The sequence below is a fragment of the Litorimonas sp. RW-G-Af-16 genome, from assembly GCF_048319245.1.
Lineage (GTDB): Bacteria > Pseudomonadota > Alphaproteobacteria > Caulobacterales > Maricaulaceae > Litorimonas.
Genome location: NZ_CP166993.1, coordinates 1,212,724 through 1,233,401, shown reverse-complemented (window position 1 = coordinate 1,233,401; position 20,678 = coordinate 1,212,724). Strand labels below are relative to the sequence as shown.

23 protein-coding genes and 1 tRNA gene are annotated in these 20,678 nt (G+C 49.8%); 19 read left to right on the top strand and 5 right to left on the bottom strand.

Features of this window, described 5'->3' with window-relative positions:
• Nucleotides 1-11 precede the first annotated feature (11 nt).
• The 5 genes from AB8615_RS06130 (at nucleotide 12) to AB8615_RS06110 (ending at nucleotide 4,396) form a co-directional block, all read left to right on the top strand.
• The gene (locus tag AB8615_RS06130; protein WP_418153023.1) at nucleotides 12-971 is read left to right on the top strand and encodes an NAD(P)H-dependent flavin oxidoreductase; all 960 of its coding nucleotides are present in this window, start codon (nucleotides 12-14) and stop codon (nucleotides 969-971) included.
• A 129-nt stretch (nucleotides 972-1,100) separates the two neighbouring features.
• Nucleotides 1,101-2,180, top strand: a complete 1,080-nt coding sequence (locus AB8615_RS06125) for an OmpA family protein (protein ID WP_409434024.1) — start codon at nucleotides 1,101-1,103, stop codon at nucleotides 2,178-2,180.
• 12 nt (nucleotides 2,181-2,192) lie between these two features.
• A complete protein-coding gene (locus AB8615_RS06120; protein ID WP_409434023.1) occupies nucleotides 2,193-3,398 on the top strand; it encodes a DUF2853 family protein in 1,206 nt (401 codons plus the stop codon).
• 108 nt (nucleotides 3,399-3,506) lie between these two features.
• A complete protein-coding gene (locus AB8615_RS06115; RefSeq protein WP_409434022.1) occupies nucleotides 3,507-3,941 on the top strand; it encodes a D-Ala-D-Ala carboxypeptidase family metallohydrolase in 435 nt (144 codons plus the stop codon).
• On the top strand, nucleotides 3,926-4,396 hold the full coding sequence (locus AB8615_RS06110; RefSeq protein WP_409434021.1) for a hypothetical protein: 471 nt from the start codon (nucleotides 3,926-3,928) through the stop codon (nucleotides 4,394-4,396). The genes AB8615_RS06115 and AB8615_RS06110 overlap by 16 nt, the downstream gene beginning before the upstream one ends.
• Here AB8615_RS06110 and AB8615_RS06105 read toward each other — a convergent pair.
• Nucleotides 4,380-5,723, bottom strand: a complete 1,344-nt coding sequence (locus AB8615_RS06105; protein ID WP_409434020.1) for a DUF3667 domain-containing protein — start codon at nucleotides 5,721-5,723, stop codon at nucleotides 4,380-4,382. The genes AB8615_RS06110 and AB8615_RS06105 overlap by 17 nt on opposite strands.
• A gap of 88 nt (nucleotides 5,724-5,811) precedes the next feature.
• Between AB8615_RS06105 and AB8615_RS06100 the strand changes: the two genes are divergently transcribed.
• From AB8615_RS06100 to AB8615_RS06080, 5 genes are read left to right on the top strand one after another with little or no spacing between them, the layout of a single operon-like run.
• Nucleotides 5,812-6,600, top strand: a complete 789-nt coding sequence (locus AB8615_RS06100; RefSeq protein ID WP_409434019.1) for an SDR family oxidoreductase — start codon at nucleotides 5,812-5,814, stop codon at nucleotides 6,598-6,600.
• Between the two features lie 26 nt (nucleotides 6,601-6,626).
• Entirely contained in the window at nucleotides 6,627-7,385 is a 759-nt protein-coding gene (locus tag AB8615_RS06095; protein ID WP_409434018.1) for a glucose 1-dehydrogenase, read from the top strand.
• Nucleotides 7,386-8,450 (top strand): phosphotransferase family protein, encoded by a 1,065-nt coding sequence (locus AB8615_RS06090; protein WP_409434017.1) that lies wholly within the window; start codon nucleotides 7,386-7,388, stop codon nucleotides 8,448-8,450.
• A 16-nt stretch (nucleotides 8,451-8,466) separates the two neighbouring features.
• On the top strand, nucleotides 8,467-9,708 hold the full coding sequence (locus AB8615_RS06085; protein ID WP_418153061.1) for an acyl-CoA dehydrogenase family protein: 1,242 nt from the start codon (nucleotides 8,467-8,469) through the stop codon (nucleotides 9,706-9,708).
• Between the two features lie 2 nt (nucleotides 9,709-9,710).
• Nucleotides 9,711-10,196, top strand: a complete 486-nt coding sequence (locus AB8615_RS06080) for a YajQ family cyclic di-GMP-binding protein (RefSeq protein WP_409434016.1) — start codon at nucleotides 9,711-9,713, stop codon at nucleotides 10,194-10,196.
• Nucleotides 10,197-10,270: 74 nt separating this feature from the next.
• Here AB8615_RS06080 and AB8615_RS06075 read toward each other — a convergent pair whose 3' ends face one another.
• Complete coding sequence (locus tag AB8615_RS06075; protein WP_418153019.1) at nucleotides 10,271-11,965, bottom strand: amidohydrolase; 1,695 nt, start codon at nucleotides 11,963-11,965, stop codon at nucleotides 10,271-10,273.
• Nucleotides 11,966-12,054: 89 nt separating this feature from the next.
• Nucleotides 12,055-14,061, bottom strand: coding sequence for a hybrid sensor histidine kinase/response regulator (locus tag AB8615_RS06070; protein WP_418153017.1), 2,007 nt, complete (start codon nucleotides 14,059-14,061; stop codon nucleotides 12,055-12,057).
• Between the two features lie 175 nt (nucleotides 14,062-14,236).
• On the opposite strand from AB8615_RS06070, the gene AB8615_RS06065 reads away from it, so the two are divergent.
• The 9 genes from AB8615_RS06065 to AB8615_RS06025 all read left to right on the top strand — a co-directional run bounded on the left by AB8615_RS06065 (nucleotide 14,237) and on the right by AB8615_RS06025 (nucleotide 19,343).
• Nucleotides 14,237-14,311, top strand: a tRNA-Thr gene (locus tag AB8615_RS06065).
• A gap of 333 nt (nucleotides 14,312-14,644) precedes the next feature.
• The gene (gene murA / locus AB8615_RS06060; RefSeq protein WP_418153015.1) at nucleotides 14,645-15,907 is read left to right on the top strand and encodes a UDP-N-acetylglucosamine 1-carboxyvinyltransferase; all 1,263 of its coding nucleotides are present in this window, start codon (nucleotides 14,645-14,647) and stop codon (nucleotides 15,905-15,907) included.
• Between the two features lie 8 nt (nucleotides 15,908-15,915).
• The gene (locus tag AB8615_RS06055) at nucleotides 15,916-16,332 is read left to right on the top strand and encodes a DUF2948 family protein (protein WP_409434012.1); all 417 of its coding nucleotides are present in this window, start codon (nucleotides 15,916-15,918) and stop codon (nucleotides 16,330-16,332) included.
• Nucleotides 16,333-16,334: 2 nt separating this feature from the next.
• Nucleotides 16,335-16,841: a UPF0262 family protein gene (locus tag AB8615_RS06050; protein WP_409434011.1), complete on the top strand. Its 507-nt coding sequence runs from the start codon at nucleotides 16,335-16,337 to the stop codon at nucleotides 16,839-16,841.
• On the top strand, nucleotides 16,841-17,275 hold the full coding sequence (locus AB8615_RS06045; protein WP_409434010.1) for a low molecular weight phosphatase family protein: 435 nt from the start codon (nucleotides 16,841-16,843) through the stop codon (nucleotides 17,273-17,275). The genes AB8615_RS06050 and AB8615_RS06045 overlap by 1 nt, the downstream gene beginning before the upstream one ends.
• Before the next feature lie 79 nt (nucleotides 17,276-17,354).
• Nucleotides 17,355-17,573 (top strand): translation initiation factor IF-1, encoded by a 219-nt coding sequence (gene infA / locus AB8615_RS06040; RefSeq protein WP_189499413.1) that lies wholly within the window; start codon nucleotides 17,355-17,357, stop codon nucleotides 17,571-17,573.
• Between the two features lie 26 nt (nucleotides 17,574-17,599).
• The gene (locus AB8615_RS06035; RefSeq protein ID WP_409434009.1) at nucleotides 17,600-18,169 is read left to right on the top strand and encodes a Maf family protein; all 570 of its coding nucleotides are present in this window, start codon (nucleotides 17,600-17,602) and stop codon (nucleotides 18,167-18,169) included.
• Nucleotides 18,166-19,179: a ribonuclease E/G gene (locus AB8615_RS06030; protein WP_409434008.1), complete on the top strand. Its 1,014-nt coding sequence runs from the start codon at nucleotides 18,166-18,168 to the stop codon at nucleotides 19,177-19,179. The genes AB8615_RS06035 and AB8615_RS06030 overlap by 4 nt, the downstream gene beginning before the upstream one ends.
• Nucleotides 19,176-19,343 carry a DNA gyrase inhibitor YacG gene (locus tag AB8615_RS06025; protein ID WP_409434007.1) on the top strand — a complete coding sequence of 56 codons (168 nt, stop codon included), beginning with the start codon at nucleotides 19,176-19,178 and terminating at the stop codon, nucleotides 19,341-19,343. Before AB8615_RS06030 ends, AB8615_RS06025 begins: the two co-directional genes overlap by 4 nt.
• Here AB8615_RS06025 and AB8615_RS06020 read toward each other — a convergent pair.
• Nucleotides 19,340-20,146 (bottom strand): glycerophosphodiester phosphodiesterase, encoded by an 807-nt coding sequence (locus tag AB8615_RS06020; RefSeq protein ID WP_409434006.1) that lies wholly within the window; start codon nucleotides 20,144-20,146, stop codon nucleotides 19,340-19,342. The genes AB8615_RS06025 and AB8615_RS06020 overlap by 4 nt on opposite strands.
• Nucleotides 20,147-20,163: 17 nt before the next feature.
• Complete coding sequence (locus AB8615_RS06015; protein ID WP_409434005.1) at nucleotides 20,164-20,616, bottom strand: DM13 domain-containing protein; 453 nt, start codon at nucleotides 20,614-20,616, stop codon at nucleotides 20,164-20,166.
• Between the last annotated feature and the right edge of the window lie 62 nt (nucleotides 20,617-20,678).

Sequence of the window (20,678 nt, the reverse complement as noted above, 5' to 3'; positions counted from 1 at the left end):
GAAAGTTTATTATGTCTCTGCCTCCTATCCTCCAAGGCCTGCCACTACCTGTCATGGGCTCCCCGATGTTTATCGTCTCAGTCCCAGAGCTTGTGATTGCACAATGTAAAGCGGGTATTATCGGCACGTTTCCTGCACTCAATGCCCGTCCCTCTGGCACGCTTGAGAAGTGGATTGTGCGGATTAAATTGGAGCTTGAGGAATATCAAAAAGCTAATCCTGATAAGAAAGTTGCGCCATTTGGTGTGAACCAAATCTGCCATCCGTCAAATAATCGCCTCATGGAAGATATGGAAGTCTGCGTGAAGCACGAAGTGCCGATCATCATTACGAGCCTGCAAGCTAACCAAGATGTCTATGACGCGACACATTCTTACGGCGGGATTATTTTACATGATGTGGTCAATATTCGACACACAAAGAAAGCGCTCTCTATGGGAGCCGACGGCATTATCGCGGTTTGCACGGGTGCAGGTGGTCATGCTGGGCGCTTGTCGCCTTTTGCTTTGATTCCAGAAATTCGGGAGTTCTTTGATGGGCCACTCTTATTGTCGGGCTCGATTGCGACAGGCGGTGCCGTAGCAGCGGCTTTGGCTGTTGGCGCTGATCTGGCTTATATCGGCACACGGTTTATTGCATCAGAAGAAGCCAATGCAGATCAAGGATATAAGCAAGAAATCATTGATAGCGCGGGCGACGATATTATTTATTCGTCACTCTTTACCGGCGTTCATGGTAATTATCTTCGTGGCTCAATCGAAAAAGCGGGTATGGATCCAGACAATCTCCCTGAGGCAGATAAGAATTCTATGAACTTTGGATCAGGTGGGAATACTGAAGCCAAAGCGTGGAAAGATATTTGGGGTGCAGGACAGGGTGTCGGATCTGTCCACGATGCGCCACCTGTCGCAGATATCGTTGCAGAGCTGACCGAAGAATACGAAGAAGCGTTGAAGCGTGTGAAGCGATAAGGCGCGATTGCTGAATTCTTACAGCGAAATAATTTAATTAATTAAATCTGCGGCGTTGCATGAATGTCACAGTTGGTTTAACTCCATAAAAGTGAGTCTGTTGGCTTATGTTTTTTATGGAGGACCGATATGGGTGCTAAATGGGTTTGGGGAACAATTATCCTCGCCATTGCCTCATTAATTCTAAGCTGGATTTTCTACGTACCGAAAATCGCCAGCATGGAAAATGATATTCGCGGCGCGCTAGCAGGTGCTGGCTATGATTTTGCGAATGTCGAAATGGATGGCAACATCGCTAGACTGACGGGTGAAGCACCCTCAGAGGCGTTTGCGCGTGATGCAGCCAGCATCGCAGAGAATACGGAATGCAAAGCCTGTAAGGGGAAGCGTTCGTGGCATGTCGTTGATAATCAGCTGTCATTTACGACACTACCGACACAATCGCCTTATACATTTAATGCGATCAAAGATGATAACGGTAACGTCGTTTTGTCTGGATACGTCGCGAGCCAAGAACAGCGCGACGCCGTTATGGCCAAGGCGACATCTACGTTTGACGGAACTGTGACAGACCGAACCATCAAAATTGCGATGGGTGCGCCTGATGCGAACTGGGAAAAAGTCATCGAAAAGAATATCGATGAACTGGACCTCCTCGATAGCGGCCGTTTCGCCATGGAAAACTACACGAATTTCATCAGCGGTGAGGCGGCCTCTGCTGACGTTCGGGCCCGTATTAACCAGATGGGCGCGAATATGCCTGAGGGATATGAGTTTGCCGCTAACATTTCAGTGCCTGATATGGCTGCCGAAAATGTGGGTGAAGTAAAGTCAGCGACGATTTGTCAAACTTTGTTTGATGATTTGAACGACGGGAAGAAAATTTTCTTCCAGACAGATAAAGCTGAAATCCGGGGAGCGGAGAGTTTTGACCTTCTCAACACTCTGGCCTCTGCGGCCAATCAGTGCGCATCTTTTCGGATCAAAGTTGACGGTCACACGGACAATGTTGGCGATGCCGCTTACAACATGTCTCTGTCCGAAGCCCGCGCCAATACAGTTGTCGCCTATCTTAATCAAAATGATGTTGAATTATCTCGCATGACCGCAAAAGGTTTTGGAGAAACGCAACCATCCGCACCAAATGACACGGAAGAGGGTCGGGCAGCAAATCGCCGTATCGTCTTCACCGTGACACAGTCCGAATAAGGAGGACACTCAATGAGCAATATTATCAATTTCCTACTCTGCTTCTGGCTACCATTATTGTTAGCTGGTCTCTTGGGCCTGTTATTAGGCTGGCTACTTTTCCGTGGCAAAAAACAGGTCGGCGATCTGTCGGTTGAAGGCGAGGGCGCTTTACGGGCTGAAGCTGATAGCCTCCGTGCGCGTGTTCAAGAACTTGAAGGTCGCGTGTCATCACGTGATACAGAAGTGTCTGGCCTGAAAAGCAAACTTGCGGCTGCCGCTGCAGGTGCAGCCGTTGCAGGTGCAGCGGGTGCTGCTGTTGCAAATAAAGGCGACGATGGCGATGACGAGACTTACGCGTTGGAATGGCGTAATCGCTATCTCGCGGCTCGCGTGAAATATCTCGAAGGACGTCTGTCTGACGCGCCAAAGGCGAAAAAGGCGGCACCTAAGAAGAAGGCTGCAGCGAAAAAAGCGGCTCCCAAAGCCAAAGCTAAGCCTAAGCCAAAGGCAAAAGCTAAAGCCGCGCCTAAGCCTAAAGTGCTTTACAAAGACGGCCCAACGGACGGAAAGCCAGACGATCTTAAATTGATTAGCGGCATTGGTCCGAAGTTTGAAAAAGACCTCAATGGTAAAGGTGTCTATTACTTCCGCCAGATCGCAAACTGGAAGAAGAAGGACGTCACGATGGTTGAAGGTGTGATCGATTCATTCCCAGGCCGTATCGACCGTGATGAGTGGATCAAGCAGGCCAAAGGTCTTGCGAAATCATCTGGCAAAGCCAAAAGCACGGGCAAGAAAAAGCCTGGACCTAAGCCTGGCACGAAGCGCGGTAATCTCACGGCAGCGGGTACGCCTCGTAAAAAGCCTGGGCCAAAAGCTGGAACAACGCGTAAGACAAAGCCAAAAATGTCTGAGGCCGAAGTTCAGTTTGAGAAATATTACACCAGTGTGAAAAAATACGATCCAAACGCGAAACGTGCGACTGTTGAAGGCATCGTCAAATATTGCGGTATTGCTCTAAAATCACGCGATGGCCGACTTGTCGCCTGTTCAGACGAAGCGGAGCTACAGCGTGTGGCTGATGGTTTTGTGACAAAGAAACTTGGTAAGACATCAGGTCAAATGGATTTGGTCAAAGAGATTTGCCAAGACATGAAAGCAGATCGCTTCAAGCAACGCGTGACGTTCTACTATTTGGCCGCCAAGAAAGCTCGTAAGCTTGGTATTTTCTCATAGGAGAAAGCCTCTTGGGCTAATCCCCGATATAAAACCAATAAAAGCCCGTCTTTATGGCGGGCTTTTTTATTACCTCCACGCGATGTTGAGAACTGACATGATCGCAACATGTTACATCAACGCCCCAATGCCGCGCCCACAAATGTCACTGAAAACTCAATCGCGTCGCATGATTGGATTTGGCCCAATTTCACACGAATAGAAATGGCCTGCCGACATTGCGGCATAGGCTATCCTTGGCCTGAGTTCATGGACCGACTTCAAAGCATGCGAGATCGAGTTGGTCGACCATTACGGATAACATCAGCACATCGCTGCCCGCTGCATAATGCGCGGGTCGGCGGCGCACCATTCTCGCAACATTTGCGTCTAGCAGCAGACATTTCGACAGTGGGACATGACCGCGCAAAACTCCATGAGGCCGCCAAAAGGGCTGGTTTCACGGGCTTTGGATTTTACCTCACATTTTTACACATTGATCTGGGCGCGCCGCGTGAGTGGTATGCAGGCCCGAAAGCGAGAGACTTATGGCAGATCCTTTAACCCTTGGACTAGACGCCGTTGCGGGTGGAATTTTTGGCATTGCCGGAACAGCACTTGGGCGTGTCGCAGCATTTTTTGAGCGAAAGCAGACGTTCAAACATGCGCAAGCTCAGTGGAGTCACGAATGCCGACTGCACGATTTAAACATGAAAGCTCGGGCGCAGGAAACGGAAATGGAGCTGGCGCTTGCGGCGCAAGCAGGGTCTTGGGCTGGGTTGGAGGCTTCGATCAAAGCGGATGCTGCGATTGGAAAAGCTAGCCAGTGGGTCATCAATATTTTGCGTCTGGTCAGGCCGATTTTAACGCTGGTCCTGTGGCTTATCACTGGCTGGATATTTGCCAAGACCCAGAACGGGGCCATTGTTGAGGCTGCGATTTTCGCTGCTACAGCTGCAACTCTATGGTGGTTTGGTGACCGAGCGCCCAAACCCAGCGGCGCTAACGGGTCGCGCTAATCTCGCTTGATATTCCCGTGGCAAGGAGCGTCGTTAAAATAACGAACATGGCAAACAGATAAACAAACCCTACGCCGTAACTTGTCCAAATCGTTTTTAGCCAGCTACGCCCGAACATGCGTCTTAGGCTCAAAGGCAAGTATATCAGTAGAATGATAAATGTGACCTGCATCATTGGAATGATTGGCATGAACCAACTAATGAGTATGGCGACAAGTAGCAGAAAATAGGCGAAAGCGTGAACATAGGCTGCATGCACTAAATGGTCGTAGAGCAAAGCATTTCCGCGCCCGCGAATGAACATTGCGCCAATCAGCATTGTAAAAGGCATCATCGCAAACATTAGGCGGGGCAGGGTTGTCCGAAATCCCTCATTTACGCGTGATGGATCCTGGATAATATGCAACATCGCCTTTTGCAGAGTTTCTGGCTCTACCTTTTCGCCATTAATATTCGTCCAAGATTGACCGTCTTGGCTTGAAGTTCCCGTTTTTGAATCCTCAGTCATCGCCCTTATAGCATCTATCCGCTCTTTCGAACCTATAAGTTCTGCGCGCAGAGTGTCATAATCTTTCTGTAACGCGTCTTCCAAATCAAGTCCGACGAGTGACGTTTCTCCCGCCAGCAATGCTGCCTTCTGCGCGTCCCAAATTGCGGCAAGGTCTTCACGGTCGTCTGCCCTCAACTTGTTTGATATCTCTGAAAACTTAGCGTCTAAGGATTTGATCGTTTCGGGGTCATCTATGCTTGTGGCCTCTCCAATCGAAAAGTTGAAGTTGTTAGCTGTCAGCACCTGATTGATGAGGTCGAAGTCTTTATTGGCGTTTCGTGCATCAATGGTTTTCTGTCTTGCGAAGAAGTCGATGCCCCAGGACAGTCGCGCGGTCTCTGCCGTGAGGTCCTTTATTGGCACGTCGACTCCTGCCCGAGGCGCAACATCCACGTCTAGACTAATAAACTGGATTTGAGCCACGCTCATAAAGCCAAATAGAATTAAGCTCATGGCCAGATACACTCTAACGGGTGAACTCCAATATGTGCGCCGCCCATCGGCAAATTCGCGCGCGACCTTTCCGGGCTTGGCGATCAAGGCTCCCCATGTTCGCCAGATGCGACTTTCAATCGCTGTGATGGAGGCGAGAGCTTCTGACAGGAGGCCCAATAATGATCGACGAAAATTGTCATTTTTTTGACCGCACGCCGCGCAAAAAAGGCCTTGCATCGGTGCGTTGCAGGAAAAGCAAAACAGGCTTTGATTGGCATTAGGAATGCTATCATTGTCCAGCAATGACACATCTTCAAAATCAGTATGTTCGTCAGTCCCCATGCCAAGACTATGCAATACCAAAGGGGTAACATTCAATCTATTTGATGGCTTATGCTTGCGCCCATCTATGGGGGCGCTAAGATACTTTATGTTTAAAAATAAAAATGTTGTCGTCACAGGCGCGTCCGGGGGAATTGGTAAAGCGATTGCCGAAATGTTCATCCAAAACGGAGCGACTGTTGCGATTAGTGACCTGTCTTCGCCAGATGCCACCGCGCGCGAGATTGGCGCGATTGCCTTCGCTTGCGACGTGTCGAAAGAAGCGGACGTTATTGCGTTTTTGGAGGCCGCTGAAGAGGCCATGGGGCCCGTTGATGTGTTCGTTGCGAATGCAGGCGTGGGATTTGGTGATCCAAAACATGCGGCGGGAGCCTCTAATGACGATTGGGAATTAAGCTGGCAAGTGAATGTGATGGGGGCCGTTTATGGTGCGCGGGCGCTACTGCCTAAAATGCAGGCCCGTGGTGAGGGCCGCATTGTGATTACAGCGTCAGCGGCGGGATTGCTGAGCCAGATCGGCAGCAGTTCATACACCGCGACGAAACACGCCGCCGTTGGTCTTGCAGAGAGCATTGCAATTCGTCACTGGGACCAAGGAATCCGCACGCATTGCATTTGTCCGCAATATGTCCGCACGAATATGACGAAGGGCATGGCCATGGCCGAGGGGCATCAAGACGGTCTATTGGAACCGGCGGACGTCGCCGATGCTCTAAAGATCGCGATTGAAGAAGAGCGTTTCCTTGTGCTGTCCCACCCTATTGTCGGGGAGTATTTCAAGCAAAAAGCGATGGACTATGAGGGCTATATAAGTGGTATGAACAAGTTGAAACAGAAATTAGGCGCGGAACAACTACCGAATTCTAAGCCGAAATAAAAAGCGAAACCCTGCGGGAGATTAGAATGGCAAGATTTGATTTGACGGGCAAGGTCGCCCTTATAGCTGGCGCGTCACGCGGCATTGGCGAGGCGATTGCTCATGGTTTGGCCGAACATGGCGCGACTGTGATTTGTTCCTCTCGCAAGCAAGCAGACTGCGAAAAAGTGGCAGAGGCTATTCGTGCGAACGGGGGCAAAGCTGTGTCTGCAGAGCTGCATTTGGGAGAGTTGTCGCATCATGATACCGTATTGAAGATGATAGAAAAAGAGTTCGGACGCCTGGATATTCTTATCAATAACGGGGCAACTAACCCCTATTTCGGCCCCGCCCACGAAACACCAGAAACCGCTTACGACAAAACGATGGACGTTAATGTCAAAGGCCCGTTTTTTCTGTCCGCAAAGTCTATGCCGATGCTGATGAAAGACGGTGGCGGGTCAATCGTGAACGTCGCTTCAATCGACGGTATTCAGCCAGGTCAAATGCGGGTTGTCTACGGTATGACCAAAGCCGCTTTAATCAATATGACGAAGGGACTTGCGAAGGAATACGGCAATCAGGGTGTTCGCGTAAATGCGCTACTCCCAGGATTTACTGATACAAAACTCGCAGCTGGCCTGAAAGACATGCCTGGTATGGATAAGTATATGCAGCAAAACCTAGCAATTTCTCGCATGGCGCAACCCGAAGAAATGGTCGGTGCTGTCCTTTATATGGTCTCGGACGAAGCCAGCTATTTCACAGGACAGGGCATGGTTGTCGACGCAGGAGCTATCATTTAAATGACAGCGTCCAACCCGACAGTTGAAGTTCGCAAAGGCGAAGAACTAGACATTGCGCAAGTTGACGCCGTGTTGAAACAGGCTGTCCCAGGACTATCGGGTATGCCGACTGTGCATCAATATCCTAGCGGCGCGTCAAATCTGACCTACGCACTGGATTACCCCAACCGCCGTCTAGTGCTGCGCCGCCCACCATTCGGGGATAAGCCAAAATCTGGTCATGACATGCACCGTGAATATAAAGTGATGACAGCATTGTTGGGGCATGTGCCTGTACCGAAGACGCTTTATTATACTGATGATACAGCGATTATCGGCGCAGAGTTTTATGTCATGGATCGATCTGAAGGACACTTGATCCATACAGATATTCCAAAAGAGTGGGAATGGACAACGACAGAAACGCGGGAACTTTGCGAGAATTTCTTTCAAAGCCTCGTCGATCTTCATACAACAGATTACAAAGCCGTCGGCCTTGGTGATTTCGGAAAGCCCGAAGGATATGTCGGTCGGCAGATTTTGGGATGGAATCGTCGTTGGGAAAAATCCTGGACGGATGACCTTGAGAAATTTGAAGACGTGCAGCAATGGTTGGTCGACAATATGCCAGCAACTGAGCGCGGCGCTGCAATTATTCACGGCGATTACCGTATTGATAATTGCATATTAAGGGCTGACGACCCAACTCAGATCGAAGCGATTTTGGATTGGGAAATATCCGCGCTCGGCGATCCGATGATGGACCTAGGTAATACGTTGGCTTACTGGATACAGGCAGATGATCCTGACTTTATGAAATTAACAGTGCGGCAGCCTTGCATGGCGCCAGGCATGATGACCCGCCAAGAAGTCCTCGATTTCTACGCCGATAAAACTGGGGCAGACGTGTCAGGATTTCAGTTCTACTATGTTTACGGTATCTGGCGACTAGCTGTGATTATTCAACAAATTTACGCGCGCTTTTATCGCGGCCAGAACGATAATCCGCGGTTCAAAGACTATGGGCAAATGACAGCGGCGCTAGGCAATCTGGCACGATATAAAATAAAAACCGGGAAGCTATAAGGATCAAAATATGACCATGGATTTAGGTATGAGCGAGCGCGTAAAGCCACTCGTGGAAAAAGTTCGCGACATGATGCAAAACGAAATCATGGCTCTGGACGATGAATATCATCACGAAGTTGGCAAAGCTCCTGGTGGACGTTTTGCATTCACAGACCGTCAAACTGAAATCCGCGAAACTTTGAAAAAGAAAGCTAAGGCCGCAGGCCTTTGGAATTTCTGGCTCACGGACTCGGATGCTGGCTACGGTTTGACGACAGTGGAATATGCTTATCTGGCAGAAGAAATGGGTTACTGCACGCTGGGACCAGAGGTTTTCAACTGCTCCGCACCCGATACCGGTAATATGGAAGTGTTGGAGCGTTACGGCACCAAAGAACATAAAGAAAAGTGGCTCAAGCCATTGTTAGAGGGTGAAATTCGCTCTGCTTTCTTGATGACCGAGCCCGATGTAGCCTCGTCTGATGCGACCAATCTCGAATTTTCGGCTGTGAAAGACGGCGATGAATGGGTATTCAATGGTGAGAAATACTGGTCATCGGGGGCGGGCGATCCACGCTGTGCCGTCTATATCCTGATGGCGCGTATGGCTCCACGTGACGGCGATGTGCCGCGTCATTCTCAACACTCCATGTTTGTCGTGCCAGCAGATTTGCCTGGGATTGAGAAAGTTCGCGCCATGCAAGTCTTTGGCAATGATGATGCGCCGCATGGCCATCTGCATATGAGATTTAAGAATGTGCGCGTGCCAGCGGATGCGTTGCTCATCGGCGAAGGCCGTGGGTTTGAAGTCTCTCAGGGTCGTCTCGGGCCGGGTCGTATTCATCACTGTATGCGCGCCGTTGGACAAGCGGAACGAGCTTTGAAGCTCATGTGCGAGCGGTCTTTAAGCCGCACTGCCTTTGGTCGTCCGCTCGCTAAGTTGGGTCAGAACTACGACATTATCGCTGAATGTCGGATCGCGATTGAGCAGGCACGTTTGCTATGTCTGAAAGCGGCTTGGATGATGGATCAGGGCGACGCTCGCGCAGCTGCACCTTACATCTCGCAGATCAAAGTGGCTGCGCCGAATATGGCTTTGAAAGTCATTGATGAAGCGATGCAGATGCACGGTGGAACAGGGGTTTCGCAAGACACACCGCTGGCCCATATGTATGCACAAATGCGGACGCTACGTTTTGCGGATGGCCCAGATGCGGTTCATCGCATGCAAGTTGCGCGCAAAGAACTAAAACCCTACACCAACCAAAAGGTCTAACCATGCCGAGCTTTGACGTTGTTTCCGAAGTAGATATGTCCGAAGTGGACAATGCCTTACAAAATGTGATGCGTGAAATTTCCGTGCGTTACGATTTCAAAGGCTCCAAATCTGCGGTCGAGGCTAAGGATGACGGTATCTTGGTCGTCGCGGATGATGAGCTGAAGCTCAAACAGGTTCATGAAGTTTTGCGTGGGCAGTTGCACAAGCGCGGGATTGAACCTGGGCAGCTTGATTACCAGAAAGTCGAACCTGCTACGGGTATGTCTGTGCGACAAATGATTACGGTGAAAGCGGGCATCGATAAAGAGATGGCGAAGAAAATTGTCAAAGAAATCAAGGGTTCAAAGATTAAAGTTCAAGTCTCTATTCAGGGCGATGAGCTGCGTGTTTCCGGCAAAAAACGAGATGATCTTCAAGAGACAATGCAATTTATCAAAAGCATGGGCCTTGAACAGCCTGTCCAATTTAAGAACTTTAGAGACTAGGTTACTCCCGCAAGATTAACCTCGTAAGATAAGAACGTGTCCTGTGGGTGCGTTTTTCTGAGGAGATAATGCTACTATTTGGCCTGATATGCCATGTCGCCGCCCACCATTGTGAACTCAACTTTCGCTGTCAGCACATCATCCGCACTTGCCGTCATGATGTCGCGATCAAATGCTGTGAAATCAGCTGCTTTGCCAACTTCAATCGTGCCAAGGACATTTTCCTCAAATGCGGCATAGGCAGGCCATGCTGTGAACATTTTGAGGGCACTTTCTGCGCTAACACGTTGCTCTCTATTCCAATTTTCATTGGAGTATCCTTGCAGGTCCATGCGTTGTGTTGCGGCATAAAACTCAATACGTGGATCGCCCACTTCGACGGGGGCGTCTGATCCCCCCGCAATGATGGCTCCGCTATCAATGAGTGCTTGCCAAGCATAGGCGCCAGCAAGGCGGTTGGGGCCGAGGCGGTCGACTGCAAAGTGCAGGTCGCCAATGGCGTGGCTCGGCTGCATAGACGGAATGACGCCAAGCTCTGCAAAGCGCGGAATATCTGCCACATCGATAATTTGTGAATGTTCAATCCGCCAGCGTGGGTCTGGATTACTCCATTCGGATTTGGGGACAGAGGTGAAGGCGTCTTCATACCAATCCAGCACTAAGCGGTTAGCTTTGTCGCCGATGGCATGAGTGTTGACCTGTGTTCCGTTTCGTAGTGCGGCTTGCAGAATTGACCGCGCTTGCTCATCTTTCATCAACATGAGCCCCTCGTTCTTTTCGTCGTCAGAGTAGGGCGCGAGTAGCGCCGCCCCGCGTGAACCGAGCGCGCCGTCCGCATATAATTTGATGGCGCGGGTAATGATTTGATCATCTTCGACCGTATCCATAGCCTTCATTTTACCCATGATCTGCTTGTCCAGAACGTCGAGCGAATTATAGACACGGATCTTGATCTTCCCTTCTGCGGCCAAGCGATTGAGCATTGGCACATCGGCGGGAATAACTGACATAGAGTGGATATTGGTCCAGCCGCGAGAGGCGTATAACGCGGCGCCTTTGATATAGGCTTCTTCTTTTCGAGCCTCAGTAAGGCTGGGTAGCAAGTCTTCGACTAGATCGATGGCATAATCGATCAGCATACCGTTGGGTTCCCCCGCTGCATTTTTATTGATCGCACCGCCGAATGGGGATTGAGTTTTCTTCGTAATGCCAGCCGCTTTCATGGCGGCTGAATTTATGACGGCAGCATGACCATCAGCACATACCAGGATAACTGGATTATTGGGCGCCACTTCGTCCAAATCTTCGCGATTGGGAAAGCGTTTTTCTGGCCAATGCGTTTCGATCCAACCACGACCAAAGACCGTTTCTCCATCTGGTGTTGTTGTTACGGCGGCCGCGAGGCGCTCTTTTAACTCTGCGATAGATTTTGTGCCTTCGAGGTTTAATGTCATCTCTCGCAAACCGATTCCGAGTAAATGCCCGTGCGCATCAGTGAAACCTGGATACATAGCAGCACCAGCCAGATCGATTGTTTGCGTTTGACTATTACTCAAGCACCACTCGCCAGTATTGGGGCCGGCATAGCTGATTTTTCCGTCTCTAACTGCTACTGCTTCGATGATTGTATTGGCGTCATTGGCGGTGTAAATCGTTCCGCCAGAGATACACCAATCCTTAGAAGTTGATTTCGTTTTCGAGGCCGTTCCCTGACAAGCAACTAGCGTCAATGCGGCGATAAAGACTACGAGCGATGTTGTTGAAGTCATTTTGATATAGCCAAGCACAGTTATCGGTATGAATTATTTCCAATAGATTGGCTGAAATTTACAGTCTTTGCTAGGCTATTCCAAAGAAATTAGGCAATATTTCTTTGGTCGCTAGTGTCGCTAGACATAACGGAATCGAGTGCGCTCAGAATTTCATTGAGTTTGACTGGTTTTGCCAAGGCCCAATTCATGCCGATGTTTTTGCAGAGCCGCTTCTGTTGATATTGAGGGTCGGCGGTGAGGGCGATGATTGGCACATTGGACCAAGCGTTGTTACTGCCTCTGATACTCAGCGTTGCCTCAATCCCGTCCATGCCAGGCATATGAATATCCATTAAAACGACATCGACATGCTGCGTCGCAAGAACATCAATGGCTGCTTGGCCATCATCTGCGGTCACGATTTCTTTGACGATTGAGCCGAGCAAAGAGTTCACAACCATATGGTTCGTCGCATTATCATCTGCCACCAAAACAGTCAGATGTGCATAGTCTGATTGTTTTGGCCCTGCATCCTCCAACATGGCAGACACAAGATCGCTTGTTTTCTCTGGAATTGGATTTTGTTCCTCTGATGGAATTGGGAGGCTAAGTGCGAAGACGGATCCTTGCCCTTTTGCTGAGCGTACAGAGATTTTACCCCCCATCAACTCAATGATCCGTTTCGTAATATGCATGCCCAGCCCAGTTCCGCCAAAGCGACCCGAGATTGTCCTGTCAGCCTGCGTATAGGCTTCAAAAATACTAATTTGTTCCTCTGGCGTAATGCCGATGCCGTTGTCTTTAACAGCCAAGATAAGCTGCTTCTCACCGTTTTTTTCTAATGTTGTGAGGACGATTTGCACCTTACCGCCTGCCGTGAACTTGACGGCATTTGAGACAAGATTGTTAATGCACTGCTCCCATCTGTGATCATCAAAGAACAACTCGTCTGGCACGGATGGATCGATTTGACAACTAAGCTGGATTTCATCTTTCTCCGCCTTTGGCTCCCATAACTGAAAGACAGTCTGAACGCAGTCCTTGGGGGACGCGGTGCGGGGGTCTAGCTCGATTTTGTCTTCATCCAATTTAGAGTGTTGTAGCGTTTCATCCACAATACGGACAATTTTTTCTGCTGAGGTTTGAATAAGCTCTAACTTTGGCAAGATTACAGGGTCGCCGTGGTGATGGATTAACGCGTCTGAAATGCCGATGACGGCGTTCATTGGTGTATGAATTTCATGCGATAGCCGCCCCAAAAAGCTCGTCTTCGCTTTGAGTGATTTTTCGACATCGTCGATTTTCTGACGCATTTGGTTTTGAATGCGCAGCGTTTGAGTTACGTCTGTAAAAAAGCAATAGATTGCCTCAACTGTTCCGTTTTCCGCAAGTTGTGGTGTGATCTTGGCGCGCACCCAGATGACTTGATCGAAAGTAACTGTAACGCGGATTGTGACTTCTGTCTGACGCTGTGTGTTTAATACGGCACTGATTGCAGCCTTGGCCTTGGGCAAGTCTTCTGAATGAATGAACTGCCAAAGGTCATCTATGTCATCATTTAGCTCGGGGGCAGCACCAAGTTTTGATATAAATCTATCAGCGTAAAATGCCAGATGTTCTGTCTCAGGGTAGTAAATGAAGTAACCGCTCTCGCCGACGCTCATTATCTTATGGAGATCAGTTATATTGGTTGATTGGGTCTGCAGTGGAGTGACCGAGATTAAAACCTGCTGATCACCCAGAGCTTTCAGACCCATCGTGCAATTTTGACCTGACGGCAACGTCAGTTGCGTTTTAAAAGCGTCTTCGCGTCCTGATGATAGCTGATCATCTAGGGCTCTAAAGATGGCGGTTTTTGAGATGTCTGGACTTCCATTATCGAAATCCCCTCTAATTGCGAGCGTATCAATGAGTCCCAAAAAAGTATCGATAGGGGGCGATCCATCAGCATTTATTTCTAAAAGGTCAAAAAACACTGGGTTTGTATATTCGATGGCCAATCGTTCCCCAATCACAGCGCAGCCAATCCCAGACATGTCAGCAAACTGACTCACCCACTCGAAATGAGTGCTATTTGATACGATGTCAGCCTCATCCATCTGTGGAGATACCATTACTATGCCCTGTCCCGATTCTGTCCATATTAAGGCTAACGCTCTATATGCAAAGGAGAGGTTAATTTTTACGGCTTGGTGGAGTGACGGTAAGACTAGACTTAGCCCTTGCATCATTCTGTATATTTGAATAGCTAAACTAAAATTCGCACGCGCCTGTCACGGCGTCTGTTTGGCCGCGGTAGCTCAGTGGTAGAGCGCATCATTGGTAATGATGAGGTCGGGAGTTCAATTCTCCCTCGCGGCACCATTTCAGACAATTACAAGTTTTTTTGATTATTGAAATTCAGAGCTTTTGCCGTATTCTTTCTTACATGACCAATAATGCGAAGCCTAAAAAACTGACCCGTGAGGAGCGATTGGCAGAAGAGTTGCGCGCAAATTTGCGGCGTCGCAAAGCTGCGATGCGCAAGCAAAAATCTGCTAGACCAAGTGACAGCAAAAAGACTTGAGGCTTATTTTGAAAAAATGCGACTCGTGTTTTTAATGATCGTCCAGAAATCATCCCGAAAGCGCCTGAAATATGTCATGGAGTTGTCCAAGCATCAGACCGATTCGAACAAATAAGTAGGACTGAACCGAGATGGACAAAATTGTAATTGAGGGCGGGTTTCCGCTGACGGGTGAAATCGCGATTAGCGGGGCGAAGAATTCCGCAATCAAGCTGATGGTCGTGTCTTTGCTAACGGATCAGAAAGTCACGCTGACCAATATGCCGCGTTTGCGTGATACACGCTTTTTAGGCCAGCTCCTTGCGCATATGGGCGTTGAAGTCGAGGAAGGGCCAGGGGCAAAAATGACGCTCCACGCGGCAGACCTCAGTAATACAACGGCGCCGTATGATTTGGTTCGTAAAATGCGGGCGAGCTTTAATGTTTTGGGGCCATTGTTGGCGCGCGCAGGTGAGGCAAAAGTCTCGCTGCCAGGCGGGTGCGCGATTGGCGCGCGCCCAGTGGACCTGCACCTAAAATCTCTCGAAGCGATGGGCGCGAAAATTAAGCTTGATCAAGGCTACGTGATTGCTAGCGCCAAAGGGGGCCTGAAAGGTGCAGAAATCACGTTCCCATTCATCTCCGTCGGCGCAACTGAACATGCCATGCTGACGGCTGTCTTGGCCAAAGGCGAGACGGTCCTTAATAACGCGGCTCGCGAACCTGAGATTGTTGATTTGGCGGAGTGCCTGAATGCGATGGGCGCGAAAATCACGGGCGCAGGTCGATCAGAAGTACGTATTGAGGGGGTGTCGAAACTGTCTGGCGTCACACATTCCGTCGTGCCTGATCGGATTGAGGCTGGCACCTATGCGCTAGCGGCAGCCACGGCAGGCGGCTCTGTACGTTTGACAAATATTCGGTCTGATCATCTCGGTTCGCTTTGGCCGTTAATTGCGCAAGCGGGCGCGAAAGTCAGCTTGGACGAAACGACCGTTTTGATCGAGAGAGGCGGAGGGCGGCCTAAGCCTGTTGATGTTGACACTCAGGCTTATCCGGGTTTTCCGACTGACTTACAGGCGCAGTTTATGGGTCTGATGTGTCTAGCTGACGGTGTATCTATCATTCGTGAAAATATCTTTGAAAATCGCTTTATGCATTGCCCTGAATTGGCGCGAATGGGAGCAGATATAACGGTGACAGGGCGCGAAGCGATTGTTCGCGGCGTCAAAGAATACCGAGCCGCCCCCGTTATGGCAACAGACCTTCGTGCCTCTGCTAGCCTGATCAACGCAGGTCTTGCCGCGCGAGGAGAAACCCATATTTCACGTGTTTATCACCTTGACCGCGGCTTCGAGCATATAGAAGTAAAGCTAGGCCAATGCGGTGCGCGTATTCGCCGAGAAAAAGAATAACGGATCATATGTCAAAGCTGAGACTACTCGCCAAAGACCCTGACGACCTCCCGCTCATTGCGAGCGCGGTGCAGGACGCCATTTTGCGCGTCGGTGATATTCGCTATGACGCGAAAGGACGTTTTCTAAGCCTGCGCCTCAGTCGTTATATGCATGAGACGAAAAAGCCGCAGCGTATTGAAAGTGGACTTCGGATTGACGGCGTGATGTCGCTGCAAAGCAAGGGTGTCGACCGCAGCCATGACGACGCCGTAACTGTCTTACTCGATGCAACATTTGATATGACTGACGCGCCAGCAGGCACCTTATTGCTAACTTTTGCGGGTGGCGGTGCGTTTCGTTTATCAGTCGAGGCCATGGATATAACATTGGCAGACATCGGCGACCCCCGCACAACAAAATCTATCCCGAAGCATGACGACTAAATATGATGGAAGATGCTGACATTATTGGTGATGCGGAACATTTTATTGCCGAGCTTCACATTGATGACGATAGTCTGCCCGTAACGTCGGTAGAGATGCAACATGAACGCCGCGTTGCGATTTTTGATCTGCTCGAAGATAACGCTTTTCGCCCTGCTGACAGTGACCGCGGGCCATACACGGTGACGATCAGTCTTGAAGACGGCAAGCGCTTAATTTTCGACATTATGCGCACAAACGGCGCAGACCGCGGGCGATACAGTGTCTCACTCGTGCCGTTTCGTCGAATTATCAAAGATTATTTTATGATCTGTGAGAGTTATCACAACGCCATCCGCACATCGACATCGGCACAGATTGAGGCGATTGATATGGGTCGGCGCGGTCTTCACAATGAAGGCTCACGCTTGCTATCGGACAGTCTGCGCAACCAAGTTGACATTGGGTTTAACACCTCACGGCGATTATTTACGCTGATATGTGCGCTGCACAGACGGGCAGGCAGCTAATGGCTCATAATGTGCCGCAATCAATATTGTTTGTCTGTCAGCTTAATTCTGTGCGCTCGCCTATGGCGGCAGGACTAATGCGCAAGCATTTTCCGAGCGTTGCCGATATTCGCAGTTGTGGTCTGGCCTCTGGCGATCTTGACGATTTCATGGTGACGGTTATGCGCGAAAAGGGAGTGGATATGACCGAGCATGAGGCGGCGTCTCTCGCTCGTGTGCAGGATGAGGATTTCGACATCGTTATTGCTTTTACACCGGACGCTTTTGAATCAGCCCAAGCAGTGTTTGAAGATCGTGACATTCCCGTCGAATTATGGGCAGTGCCAGACCCAGGAGAGGGCTCGCTCGACGTTCGCGCTTTGCTGAATAATTACCGCGCCATCCGTGACAATATAGAAACACGTTTGCGGCGGAATTTCGCAGAGGCGCAATAAGTCCTTTTTATCTACGAAAAACGCACTATATAGCGTTAGAAACCTGAAATAACCGCCCGATGGGCAGAATAGGAATACTTTGGCAAAAGAAGAATTATTGGAATTTGAAGGCGAAGTCGTCGAACTCCTTCCAAATGCGACCTTCCGCGTGAAGCTCGTGAATGACCACGAAATCATTGCTCATACGGCTGGACGTATGCGTAAAAACCGTATCCGTGTCCTCGCAGGGGATCGCGTGACTGTCGAAATGACACCCTACGATCTGACGAAAGGTCGGATCACCTATCGTTTCAAATAACGTCTCTTGGCCAGAAGGCTTGTGATATGAGCTTTATTCTGGCCAGCGCCTCGCCGCGTCGCAAAGATTTGTTGGCGCAAATCGGATTTAACCCCAGCGAGATTATTCCAGCAGATATCAATGAGGACCCGATTGAAGGCGAACTGCCTGGGCCTCATGCGCAGCGCTTAGCTGTTGAAAAGGCGCACGCGATTGCGGCGCTTTACCCCAAACAGACCATACTCGCTGCAGATACTGTTGTTGGGGTAGGTCGGCGCATCCTCCCTAAATCCGAAGATCGTCAAACGGCAGAAGACTGCTTGCGGTTACTCTCTGGCAGAGCGCATCGTGTATTTACGGGAGTTGCGGTGATTGACGCCAATGGACAACTTCGCCAACGCCTGTCCGAAACGCGCATAAAATTCAAACGCTTATCGGAAGAAGAGGTAGCTGAATATCTTGAGAGCGGCGAATGGCACGGTAAGGCTGGCGGCTACGGTATTCAGGGCTTGGCGGGCGCGTATGTTCATCATATTTCAGGCTCATATACTGGCGTCATGGGATTACCAGTATACGAAACACGCGCACTATTGATCGCTGCAGGAGTATCACGATGAATCGACGCGCTGTAATCGAAGAGGCGATCGGGGAGACTCGCGCTGCTGTCTATGAAGGTCGTCGCTTAGTCGAACTTTATGTGCGACGCCACACGCGGGAAGTACCCCATGCGGGTGATATTTATACGGGCCAAGTCATTACAGTTGATCCGAGTGTAGCAGGAGTTTTTATAGAAGTTGGTGCTGGAAAGCCTGGCTTGTTGAAATTCTCGGCCCAAAAGGATTTGCCAAAGCTCACTGACGGCATGTTCATTGATGTGAATATCGTCAAAGCTGCGATGACGGGGAAGGGACCGAACCTGTCCTATGCTGGAGAAGCAAGTGCAAGCAAGATCGGTGCGGTGAAAGCATTATCCCTGCCCGAGCGGTTGGAGATGATCTATCCTGGGATCAAGATTGAAAACGCTCCGATTAGCGTCATTGACGAAGCCTGTGATCGCCAAGTCGCCATTAAGGGCGGCGGCTCTGTAACGTTCGAGCAAACGCAAGCCTTACTGGCGATTGACGTTGATAAAGGCGGGATTGCTACTGTGTTGGACGCATGTTTAGGCGCCGCAGAAACGATTGCGGCGCAACTCCGCCTGCGGGGTCTTGGTGGCTTGATCATCATGGACTTTCCAAACTTACGTCAACCCAAGCAGCGGACAACTCTGATGAAAGCTCTTGAACGCGAATTTGCGAATGATCCAGTGATTACGCGTATGGCTCCGTTATCGAAGTTCGGTGTGATTGAGATGACGCGCAGCCAAGCTGGGCCATCACTTGATTCGATCTTGAACGACCGCAAGGGTGAGCCGACTACGGAAACGCTAGCCATTCGCGCGCTGCGGCGGCTGGAGCGTGAGGCAAAACTGAATGCGGGCGCGCAGTTTGAGCTTTTCGTTCCCAAAGCGATCAAAATTTGGCTGGATACGACGGATTTTGACTGGGTATCTCGTCTCAACAACCGTATCGGCGCGCGTTATACCATTGTTGAAGGCGCGAATGTCGACGTGAAAGCGGATCGATGAGTGAGCTTTGCCCGATTTGCCGACGTAAAGATGTGACGGCCGAATACAAGCCGTTTTGCTCGAAGCGTTGCGCAGATGTTGATTTGCATCGCTGGATTAGCGGCGGCTATTCCATCCCGACAGAGACACCTGACGAAACTCCAACAGGATCGAATGACGTTTAAGTTATTTGGTCAAAAACCATTTTATTATCAATGAAGTAATCATCAATCTTGAAGCGGTTTTCGTGATCGCGAATGTAATCCCAATCGATATAAGAGAACGTACTCACGCGGATGTTGTCGCGGTGGTAGCTCTCCACCAGTGACCGTGTCACCATATCTTGAGGGACGCAGACGGAGTGGAGCATCCGTCTAAATGCGCCGCGCAAAGTGCCGTCGACGAACCAACCCGACCGCTCTCCGTGAACATATCGGCGATCAGGTCGCGCGATTTCGCCGTTTTTGGCTGTGTAAACTGCATGAACTTTACGAGTTATATCATTAGGCGATTGGCACCAATGCGACAGGCATAATTTCGCAGACGGGTCAAGATCATGGACGGCGTAGAGGGTCTCTGGCAGCCATGACACCCAAATCACACGCTCTTGCAAATTATTGGCGCGGATCAGGGCGTAGAGCATGTCTTCAAATCCCGCATCTTTCATATCTATCAATAGCTTACAGGACGTATTCTCATGCGCCGCGATTGCAGCGAATAGCGCTTCGGCTGTCGGCATATGAGCAAATACCCCGCCAAGGTTTGCGCGGTTAACTGCCATGACATCACAGATCATATGAGAGCGGCCAAGTGCATCTTTGGCGTGTTCATCGTGGTAAATGAGGGGTGTGCCGCACGCCGTTACTCGGATGTCGAATTCGACTTGCTGCACGCCAAAATCCAATGCAGCATTCAGCCCAGCAATAGAGTTTTCATAGTTTGAAAACCCGCGAAAGCGGTGAGAAATAAGGCGCGAAATATCGATCATAGTCGATTATGACCTAGTTATTCAGGCAGATCAAACCCGCCCCATAGCACAGAGAACGCCTCGCAGTGGATAACCACGCTTTTATACTCCGATAAATTTACGTCGGCGGGTATTGTGTAACTCTGCGCCCCTTGATTGGCTTTCAGAACACTCAATTTCATACCATTACGATCGACAGTTTTGTTGCTAAGTTCCGAAAGAGGAAGTTTGGACAGGTAGACTTTTAGATCTGGCCCACCTTTCGTTTTGAAACTCTCGCCAAAATTAACGATCGTGCTAGTGCAATCTTGGTCAATCTGCCAATTTCCCGATATGGTATAGCGCTTTTTCGTAAACTCACCTTGAGCCAGCGTTTGCGAAGTGCGGGCCTCACAGGCATTGTTTTGCGGGAGGCTATCTTGAGCATTGACTGCCTTTGGAGACATCAAAAATGTGATCGCTAGGGCCGTGAGGAATAGATTTAGTTTCATGGAATACCGTCTAGCCTATTACAGCGGAATTTGAAATCACGACTGTGTGAGTCGCTGTATTT

Excerpts from the sequence above, each read along its gene's own strand:
- AB8615_RS06130 (WP_418153023.1), top strand. The coding sequence starts at position 12 with ATGTCTCTGCCTCCTATCCTCCAAGGCCTGCCACTACCTGTCATGGGC.
- AB8615_RS06125 (WP_409434024.1), top strand. The coding sequence starts at position 1,101 with ATGGGTGCTAAATGGGTTTGGGGAACAATTATCCTCGCCATTGCCTCA.
- AB8615_RS06120 (WP_409434023.1), top strand. The coding sequence starts at position 2,193 with ATGAGCAATATTATCAATTTCCTACTCTGCTTCTGGCTACCATTATTG.
- AB8615_RS06115 (WP_409434022.1), top strand. The coding sequence starts at position 3,507 with ATGTTACATCAACGCCCCAATGCCGCGCCCACAAATGTCACTGAAAAC.
- AB8615_RS06110 (WP_409434021.1), top strand. The coding sequence starts at position 3,926 with ATGGCAGATCCTTTAACCCTTGGACTAGACGCCGTTGCGGGTGGAATT.
- AB8615_RS06105 (WP_409434020.1), bottom strand. The coding sequence starts at position 5,723 with ATGGGGACTGACGAACATACTGATTTTGAAGATGTGTCATTGCTGGAC.
- AB8615_RS06100 (WP_409434019.1), top strand. The coding sequence starts at position 5,812 with ATGTTTAAAAATAAAAATGTTGTCGTCACAGGCGCGTCCGGGGGAATT.
- AB8615_RS06095 (WP_409434018.1), top strand. The coding sequence starts at position 6,627 with ATGGCAAGATTTGATTTGACGGGCAAGGTCGCCCTTATAGCTGGCGCG.
- AB8615_RS06090 (WP_409434017.1), top strand. The coding sequence starts at position 7,386 with ATGACAGCGTCCAACCCGACAGTTGAAGTTCGCAAAGGCGAAGAACTA.
- AB8615_RS06085 (WP_418153061.1), top strand. The coding sequence starts at position 8,467 with ATGGATTTAGGTATGAGCGAGCGCGTAAAGCCACTCGTGGAAAAAGTT.
- AB8615_RS06080 (WP_409434016.1), top strand. The coding sequence starts at position 9,711 with ATGCCGAGCTTTGACGTTGTTTCCGAAGTAGATATGTCCGAAGTGGAC.
- AB8615_RS06075 (WP_418153019.1), bottom strand. The coding sequence starts at position 11,965 with ATGACTTCAACAACATCGCTCGTAGTCTTTATCGCCGCATTGACGCTA.
- AB8615_RS06070 (WP_418153017.1), bottom strand. The coding sequence starts at position 14,061 with ATGGTATCTCCACAGATGGATGAGGCTGACATCGTATCAAATAGCACT.
- murA (WP_418153015.1), top strand. The coding sequence starts at position 14,645 with ATGGACAAAATTGTAATTGAGGGCGGGTTTCCGCTGACGGGTGAAATC.
- AB8615_RS06055 (WP_409434012.1), top strand. The coding sequence starts at position 15,916 with ATGTCAAAGCTGAGACTACTCGCCAAAGACCCTGACGACCTCCCGCTC.
- AB8615_RS06050 (WP_409434011.1), top strand. The coding sequence starts at position 16,335 with ATGATGGAAGATGCTGACATTATTGGTGATGCGGAACATTTTATTGCC.
- AB8615_RS06045 (WP_409434010.1), top strand. The coding sequence starts at position 16,841 with ATGGCTCATAATGTGCCGCAATCAATATTGTTTGTCTGTCAGCTTAAT.
- AB8615_RS06035 (WP_409434009.1), top strand. The coding sequence starts at position 17,600 with ATGAGCTTTATTCTGGCCAGCGCCTCGCCGCGTCGCAAAGATTTGTTG.
- AB8615_RS06030 (WP_409434008.1), top strand. The coding sequence starts at position 18,166 with ATGAATCGACGCGCTGTAATCGAAGAGGCGATCGGGGAGACTCGCGCT.
- AB8615_RS06025 (WP_409434007.1), top strand. The coding sequence starts at position 19,176 with ATGAGTGAGCTTTGCCCGATTTGCCGACGTAAAGATGTGACGGCCGAA.
- AB8615_RS06020 (WP_409434006.1), bottom strand. The coding sequence starts at position 20,146 with ATGATCGATATTTCGCGCCTTATTTCTCACCGCTTTCGCGGGTTTTCA.
- AB8615_RS06015 (WP_409434005.1), bottom strand. The coding sequence starts at position 20,616 with ATGAAACTAAATCTATTCCTCACGGCCCTAGCGATCACATTTTTGATG.